This window comes from Candidatus Nitrosopumilus sp., assembly GCF_029882185.1.
In the GTDB taxonomy this organism is placed as follows: Archaea; Thermoproteota; Nitrososphaeria; order Nitrososphaerales; family Nitrosopumilaceae; genus Nitrosopumilus.
This window is the reverse complement of sequence record NZ_JAOULD010000016.1, coordinates 21,011-27,010: the sequence shown is the minus strand read 5'-3', so window position 1 is coordinate 27,010 and position 6,000 is coordinate 21,011. Positions and strand designations below refer to the sequence as shown.

At 36.0% G+C, this 6,000-nt stretch carries 7 protein-coding genes, 4 tRNA genes and 1 pseudogene; 4 read left to right on the top strand and 8 right to left on the bottom strand.

Features of this window, described 5'->3' with window-relative positions; all coding sequences use genetic code 11:
• A pseudogene (locus OEW78_RS06160) lies at window positions 1-288 on the bottom strand (hypothetical protein); the annotation flags it as partial.
• Between the two features lie 341 nt (window positions 289-629).
• A tRNA-Ala gene (locus tag OEW78_RS06155) sits at window positions 630-703 on the bottom strand.
• Window positions 704-783: 80 nt separating this feature from the next.
• Here OEW78_RS06155 and OEW78_RS06150 point away from each other — a divergent pair.
• Complete coding sequence (locus OEW78_RS06150; RefSeq protein WP_300325618.1) at window positions 784-1,338, top strand: thioredoxin family protein; 555 nt, start codon at window positions 784-786, stop codon at window positions 1,336-1,338.
• Between the two features lie 33 nt (window positions 1,339-1,371).
• A tRNA-Ile gene (locus OEW78_RS06145) sits at window positions 1,372-1,446 on the top strand.
• Between the two features lie 7 nt (window positions 1,447-1,453).
• On the opposite strand, the gene OEW78_RS06140 is transcribed toward OEW78_RS06145, so the two are convergent.
• Window positions 1,454-2,347 carry an ArsR family transcriptional regulator gene (locus tag OEW78_RS06140; protein WP_300325615.1) on the bottom strand — a complete coding sequence of 298 codons (894 nt, stop codon included), beginning with the start codon at window positions 2,345-2,347 and terminating at the stop codon, window positions 1,454-1,456.
• A gap of 116 nt (window positions 2,348-2,463) precedes the next feature.
• Between OEW78_RS06140 and OEW78_RS06135 the strand changes: the two genes are divergently transcribed.
• Window positions 2,464-2,850: a hypothetical protein gene (locus OEW78_RS06135; RefSeq protein WP_014965810.1), complete on the top strand. Its 387-nt coding sequence runs from the start codon at window positions 2,464-2,466 to the stop codon at window positions 2,848-2,850.
• Between the two features lie 2 nt (window positions 2,851-2,852).
• Here OEW78_RS06135 and OEW78_RS06130 read toward each other — a convergent pair.
• Window positions 2,853-2,974, bottom strand: a tRNA-Leu gene (locus tag OEW78_RS06130).
• Window positions 2,975-3,065: 91 nt separating this feature from the next.
• On the opposite strand from OEW78_RS06130, the gene OEW78_RS06125 reads away from it, so the two are divergent.
• Window positions 3,066-3,139, top strand: a tRNA-Thr gene (locus OEW78_RS06125).
• Window position 3,140: 1 nt separating this feature from the next.
• Here the strand turns inward: OEW78_RS06125 and OEW78_RS06120 are convergent.
• From OEW78_RS06120 to OEW78_RS06105, 4 genes are all read right to left on the bottom strand, one after another.
• A complete protein-coding gene (locus OEW78_RS06120; RefSeq protein WP_300325610.1) occupies window positions 3,141-4,001 on the bottom strand; it encodes a DNA adenine methylase in 861 nt (286 codons plus the stop codon).
• A 135-nt stretch (window positions 4,002-4,136) separates the two neighbouring features.
• Window positions 4,137-4,787, bottom strand: a complete 651-nt coding sequence (locus OEW78_RS06115; RefSeq protein WP_048103518.1) for an ammonia monooxygenase — start codon at window positions 4,785-4,787, stop codon at window positions 4,137-4,139.
• A gap of 147 nt (window positions 4,788-4,934) precedes the next feature.
• Entirely contained in the window at window positions 4,935-5,297 is a 363-nt protein-coding gene (locus tag OEW78_RS06110; RefSeq protein ID WP_300325602.1) for a hypothetical protein, read from the bottom strand.
• 113 nt (window positions 5,298-5,410) lie between these two features.
• Window positions 5,411-5,974, bottom strand: a complete 564-nt coding sequence (locus OEW78_RS06105; protein ID WP_014965814.1) for a methane monooxygenase/ammonia monooxygenase subunit C — start codon at window positions 5,972-5,974, stop codon at window positions 5,411-5,413.
• Between the last annotated feature and the right edge of the window lie 26 nt (window positions 5,975-6,000).

Here is a 6,000-nt window from a genome sequence, read left to right as displayed (position 1 = left end):
TTGTGAACGTATAGAATAAGGAGATTTTCCATTAGGAGCAATCACTTCTAGTGTCGTATTTCCTTGTACAATCTCTAAAGGTGTTGGGTCATAGTCATCATAAAATTTTACTTGTATTTTGACATTTGTTATAGGAGTTAAAGGATTGTTATTTTCAGCCAGTCCAACTACAATCGTATATCCTTCAACATCTTGATACACAAATGGAGATTTACTATTCAGTGATATATTTAGAGTAGAAGGAGTGTCAGTAACTTCTGCAGAAAATGCTTGTGAGAAAGGAACCAAGAGTAGAATTAGAAATGTGCGTAAAATTGCCTTCATCATAATTTTCTTTAAGAAATGAGATTAATTTCAGGTAACATATCAAATAGTGAACAAAAAAGGTAAGAACGTTAAACCCAGTTTACACTAAAAAGAATAAAAATAAATTAAAAATTGATGTAATTTTTATTTTCTCTTTGCGGTAATTGCTAACCAGTAAATTAAGCCTGGAGTTAAACCAACAATGAGTGGTATGAATACCGGCCATGCGTCTGCTGCTGATGCCATATAGAAAAACGAAAACTTATCCTATTTAAATCCACCCAGGAGTCTGAATTCCAGCATAGATCGGAGAGATTGAAAAGTGGACCGGACGGAATTTGAATCCGTGACCCCCCGCGTGCAAGGCGGGTATACTACCAGGCTATACTACCGGCCCACATGAAGAATGAATAAAGTGTGGATTTTAATTGTTGTCTTCTTGGCAAGAATTTTATTTGAAAACACGATCGATTTAATATGGTACTTTTAGAATCACAAATCAAACTAAAAACTGGAGATATTGCACCAGATTTTGAATTAATGGGAATTGACGATAAAAAACATTCGTTAAGTGATTATAATGATTACAAGGGGATTTTAGTAATTTTCATGTGTAATCATTGCCCATATGTTAAAGCAAAAGTAGACGCACTGAACGAACTATATGAAAAATGTGGTAAAGATATTGCAATTATAGGAATCAACAGTAACGATTCTACTGATTATCCAGAAGACAGTTTTGATGCCATGAAACAAACGGCCAAAGAGAAAGGATTTCAATTTGATTATTTGGTAGATGAAACACAAGAGATTGCAAAGAAATATGGTGCAATGTGTACACCAGATCCTTTCTTATTCAATGCACAAAAAGAGTTGGTGTTTCATGGAAAAATAGACAATGCCATGAAGCCAGACGACAAGGCAACAGAAAAGACAATGATTGTCAACATGGAGAAATTATTGTCTGGAGAAAAAATTGAAAAAGATTTTGACCCATCAATTGGATGCTCAATCAAATGGAAAGAAAATTAAACTTAAATGAGTCTTGCCTAGAGATTTGTTCGTGGGCTCGTAGCTCAGCTTGGCTGGAGCGTTCGACTGATAATCGAAAGGTCATGTGTTCGAATCACATCGGGCCCATTTTTCATTATTTTAGATTTTGAGATATAGTTTGAGACCATTGTAAAATATCTTCAATTTTTTCAGATATCAAATCAGCATGAATTTTAGATTTTTTAGATACTTTGCCACAAAGGGCCAATTTCATATTTTTTCCAGATTTTTCAATTATTGGGTTTATGGAATCTGCAAAAAAGCTCAAGCCTTCATCAGTTTTGGAAAATACTACAATGATCAAAATACCAGATTTTTGTTTCCATATTTTTCCTATCAATTTTTGAAAATCAAGATCAAACAACACGTTGATTGATGAAGACATATCCCCCAAATGAGAAACCTTCCAACCATCAGAGTGATAAACTGCAGATGCTGCTTCAGAATTCAATCTGCTTTGGGCATCAGATGCCATAACAATCAAGTTTTTCTTTGGATCAGAGACAACTTGAATTTGATTAAAAATCTGTAGTGATTTTGATATAGTGTTAATCAAAAGATTTTGTTCGGAAGTTCCAATCTTTCCATCATCATATAATTTTGTCACATGTTCAATCGAAGGAAAAATTACTTCAAGCACCAAACGATTTACAGTTCCTCCAGAATGCAAACAATTACGAATTAATGAATATACTTGGTCTTCAGTTCCCTTTACCAAATGTTCAATATACTTGGGAGCTACTTTGAAATAATCATCAGGAAAACTAAATGATTCTTGTCCTGGTTCTAAAAACCACAAAGTGACATTTCCGATATTTTTTTGTCGGAGTAATCCTTCTGCTGCAAAAACCTTGAGATATTTTGACATTGTAATTCTGTTGATACCAATTTTTTCAGAAATCTCAATTCCAGACATTCCAGAAACATCATCATCCAAAATCGAAATTATTTTTTGTCTAATCTCTTCAGTAGAATATCCTTTACCCATAGTGGTCTTGGACTATGGTATTCTATAAAGACTAATTTTGATTTTCTAGAAAGGCACCATTTTAGAATAAAACATTATATACTTGGGTACTGTATAGTACGGTAAGGAAAAGTAAATTGCCAAAAGCTGGATTCAAATCAATCACTGTTTCGGAAACTGTTTATGATAAATTCCATGAAGTTTATCAAAAGAGTAAAGACGACCTAACAATGAAGGGTGTCAACAGTTTTGCAGGTTATGTTACTTACATGTTAGAAGAGATGATGCAAAAGGACAAGACCTTTGCAAGATATGCTCCAAAGATTGAAAAAATTTCAATCGATGATGATCGTGTTGTGTTAAAAGATAATATCAAAAATAGAATTGCAGAAGTTGCAATTCAAAAAGGCGAACTGTTTTGTCAGCTGTGTGATGAAAAAGATTGTGTACATGTTGGTTTTGTATTTTCATTACCAGATGTCTATGAAGTTCTAAATTCTAGAGGAATCAAAAATCCAAGATAAGGTGGAGGAGGTGGGATTTGAACCCACGAACTCCTGAGAGACAGGATCACCCATTATTTGATCTTAAGTCCTGCATGTCCAAAAGCACAAAGTGCTTACTTTGGCCAGGCTTGATTACTCCTCCAAAAGGATAAAAATCTGAGTGAAATTTAACAGTTTAGAGTTTATTCGCTCAAAATGAAGAATTATAAGGATTTTCTACTGGGTGAATTTGTGCTTCGGTAGCTCAGTCTGGTAGAGCGTTACATTGGTAATGTAAAGGTCACGGGTTCAGATCCCGTTCGAAGCTCCTAATAATTTCTAATCAATAATTCATAGTGACCAGTTCTCTTTTTAGAATTGGAATTGATTGAACGGTTGGCCTGAATCTTATTTATTTTCCAAGGTTTTGCAGAGAACATATCTGCAACTTCTTTAGAATTAGAATTTGATAATAAGACTCTGCAGCCTTTGGAATCCAAATCCATACAGAGTTCTGCCAATCTACTAAGATCATCATATGTGAAATCCTTGTTAGTGTAACTTGTAAAATTAGCAGTGTCACTAACTGGTTGGTATGGCGGATCAAAGTACACAAGATCATCCTTTTTCGCATCTCTAAGAACGGCTTCAAAATCCCTACAATTGATAGACACTTTGCTTGATTGTAAAATATGGCTTACTGAACGAAGATTATCTTCATTTACGATATTAGGATTGGAGTATTTGCCCAATGGAACATTGAATTTTCCCTTACTATTTACTCGATATAACCCATTGAAACAAGTCCTATTCAAAAATATCAATCGAGATGTTTTTTCGATTTGGCTTCTAGGGTTACTTTCTCTAATAGAGTAATAGTAAGATTTTGAATCTTTTTGATAATTTTTTTCATGATTTTTTAGTGACGTGATAAGATCTTCTACTCTATCTCTGATTGTAGTATATGACAAAACAAGATCAGAGTTAAGATCAGAAATACTACATTTTTGACTCTGTCGTTCAGTCAACATATGGAATAGTAATGCACCTCCACCCAAGAAAGGTTCGAAATAGGTTCCAAATGTTTCAGGCAAATTTTCATTTAATATTGGAATCAATTGGCGTTTTCCACCAGCCCATTTTACAAAGGGTTTTGGAGTGGAAAGGATCTGACTAAATTGTTGCTTCACATAGTATAATCACAAGATTACATATTGTCAAAATAGACAATAAAAGATCACAAGCTGTGTGGTATTTTTTAATCAAATTTTTGTAGAGAACACTCTAGAGGAAAATAATAAAATGAAAAGGAAAAGGTTGGAGTTTTAGTCCCACTTTGACCAGGCGGCCATCCATCTGTATGTCCAAGTGTTCAATTTACAACCTAAGGCTGCAAATGTACATGCCAATACTGCACCTGCACCTGCACCGAGTGCAACTGGGCTGTTATAGAATTTGCCTACTTGCGGTTCGATTGGTGTCATATATGGTGGCAATGTTGGTCTTGGGTATTTGAATGCCGTCTCTAGTGGGTCTGCTACTGTTATCAGGTTTACCATGTTGAACAATGGTAATGACATTCCTACTAGTACGCCGCCGAACAGTATCAAGGAGTGCTTGTTCTTCTTTGTTGCCCAGTATACTAAGTCCAACAGCATTGCTGATGGTAGCCAAACTGGAGTTACAATGAAGTCATATGGGTATCCTAGCGAAAACCATGCGGCTTTAGCTACCCATGTGTATACTGTCATAATTAGAGCGTAGTACGTTGCTGTGCCTGGAACGCCTGTAAATGTTAGGTAATATGTTGCACCTACAATAAGCATCAACGTTTGCGATATTGAGAATACCGTGTACGAAGTCCAAGCCCAGTCAGTGTAGAAGATGTAGTCTCCTGCATTAATTGTTAACAGTGTTGAGTTAACTGCAACTACTACTATGAATAAGTAGTGTGTACATCGTCTTAACCAGACCATAAGAAGGTGAAGAAACGGTCAGTATATAAAATTTTAGAGTATGGTGGAGATCGTCATTTTTGAGTATAAATTAAAACAAAAAAAGAACTAAAGCATTTTTTAAAAATTAAAATGAAAAAGAAAATTGCTGAAGGGGTTTCCTTCTAGTTACCAACCAACGTATAGTGATACGAATAAGCAAAATGCAGTTGCACCGGCAACACTGCCGCCAACTATGCCATTGCTATTTTTGTTGGAACCTTCTTCCATGACTTTAACACAGAAGATGTAACCTATTGCGATAATGATTGTTAGTACGATGAAGGCAAAGTGACCACTTGCTGTTGGATATGCCCATGGATAATAGAAATATCCTGCTGCAGTACCACCAAAAGTTGCCAAAATTGCTGCCCAGAATGATACTGTGATCATGCCGGTCATGTTTTCAACGCGTTTTCCAATCATTCGTTCTATGTCAGCGCTTGATGAACCGCCACCGCCACCAGAACCGAATCCTTTTGGAAGAGTCATTCTGGAATTATTCTAATTCAGATTCTTTTAAGTCTTTCTTAAATGAGCATACCTAGTACGATCTACGTTATTGAAAAATAATAAAAGAGAAAAAATGTGCTAATGCACTTTTTCTAAGGAATTGCTCTGCTGTACAATTTGCCTTCTAAGGCCATCTTGTACATCTCTGCAACGTATGGGTTCTCTCCTGGAGTTTCTGCACCAAGTTCTACGAGTCGAGCATATACTCTAACTACGTATGCTAATGCACCCATGAAAGCCACTACGACTCCCATGTTAAACATCCAGTGATTTGGAACTGCAAAGATTTCTTCTACAAACCAGAAATGCCACATCTCATTGACACCAATTGTAAACATGGTTGCAAGGTAACCAAGAATGGTCATCTTCAATCCAGTGTTCATTGAATTATTTGGGCCTCTAAGAACTGGGATTTTTCTATCATAGATTGCTGCTGCTCCCCATCCAAGTGGTAATGTGATGAAGTGGGAGTATAGCCACCAGTGAGCTGGTGTAAATGCACTATCTCTGATAGAGGTTTGATGCAAAGAACCATCAACGAAGTTATCAACTTCGACTGATGCTGCAGTAGAACCCATAGCAATAACGATGAGCCAGACTTTCTTTAGTCTCTGGATCTCAACTTCTTTTGGGATTAATGCGGGCATCTGTGCCATGCATACCATCATGTGAATTCGGAATA

What these genes read in the sequence shown, in the direction of transcription:
- OEW78_RS06150 (WP_300325618.1), top strand. Translation starts at nt 784, where the DNA reads ATGGTACTTTTAGAATCACAAATCAAACTAAAAACTGGAGATATTGCA.
- OEW78_RS06140 (WP_300325615.1), bottom strand. Translation starts at nt 2,347, where the DNA reads ATGGGTAAAGGATATTCTACTGAAGAGATTAGACAAAAAATAATTTCG.
- OEW78_RS06115 (WP_048103518.1), bottom strand. Translation starts at nt 4,787, where the DNA reads ATGGTCTGGTTAAGACGATGTACACACTACTTATTCATAGTAGTAGTT.
- OEW78_RS06110 (WP_300325602.1), bottom strand. Translation starts at nt 5,297, where the DNA reads ATGACTCTTCCAAAAGGATTCGGTTCTGGTGGCGGTGGCGGTTCATCA.
- OEW78_RS06105 (WP_014965814.1), bottom strand. Translation starts at nt 5,974, where the DNA reads ATGGCACAGATGCCCGCATTAATCCCAAAAGAAGTTGAGATCCAGAGA.